The organism is Methylobacterium terricola (genome assembly GCF_006151805.1).
In the GTDB taxonomy this organism is placed as follows: Bacteria; Pseudomonadota; Alphaproteobacteria; order Rhizobiales; family Beijerinckiaceae; genus Methylobacterium; species Methylobacterium terricola.
In genome coordinates, this window is the sequence record NZ_VDDA01000102.1 from 1 (window position 1) to 1,037 (window position 1,037).

A 1,037-nucleotide genomic window follows, 5' to 3' on the forward strand; every position below is an offset into this window, starting at 1 on the left:
GCCGGCAACGTGCTGTCGCTGCTGTTCCAGTCCGGGTTCTCCGGCCGGGCCGAACTCGGGCTCACCGGCGACGACGACGTGCGCCTGAAGGTCTCGGCCGACGGGAGCACCTGGCGCGAGGCCTTGCGGGTCGACCGCGCGACCGGCGGCCTCGACCTGGCCGCGGCGGAGGCCTCGGCGCCGATCGCCGGCACGGTCGACCTCGGCGCGCTCGGTGCGCTCAAGGTGGCGCTCACCGGCACCGGCACGGTCACGGGCTTCGGCACCAGCCCGAACCGGGTGCGGCTGCTGCGCTTCACGGGAGCGGCGACGCTGACGCACAACGCCGCGAGCCTGGTGCTGCCGGGCGGGGCGAACCTCGTCACCGCGGCCGGCGACACGGCGCTGGCGGTCTCGGACGCCGCGGGCAACTGGCGGGTGCTCGACTACGCCCGGGCCTCCGGCAAGCCGGTGACCGGGCCGGCGGCGGCCGACATCACCGACGCCAGCGCCTCCGGCCGGTCGGTGCTCACCGGCACGGCGGCGCAGGGGGCGATGGCGCTCGGGGTCGGGACCGACAGCGCGCCGACCTTCAAGAGCGTGCTGGTGACCGACAAGTACGCGCTCACCTACGGGGGTGGCCTCTTCGTCAACCCGTGGCAGGCACCGACCAGCGAGGGCGGGGACAATTACTGGTCCTCCGGCACGTCCCGGCTGCTGACGGTCCGTTACGACGGCGTGGCGGATGCGGTCACCTTCTACACCCCCGGCGGGGCCCGCAACGCGGCCGTGATGACGCTGCGGTCCACCATGACCGTCGGCATCGGCACGACCACACCCAACGCGACGCTGGATGTGGCGGGCACACTCAACGCCTCGGGCGCGGCGGCAATTGGCGGCGGCCTGACGATCCGCGGCATCTACACCGTTGATCAGCAAGGGGGCTTTACGCGCATAAGAGATGGGTCTGGCGCCGTGCCCGCCATCAATCTTGGCGGGACCGGAGATCCGACAAACTACTATACGAATACGTACCACGCCTTCTACAGCCGGGACTT

1 pseudogene is annotated in these 1,037 nt (G+C 71.9%); it reads left to right on the forward strand.

The annotated features are described in order from the left end of the window. Positions 1-1,037 (forward strand): annotated as a pseudogene (locus FF100_RS38265) (hypothetical protein); the annotation flags it as partial.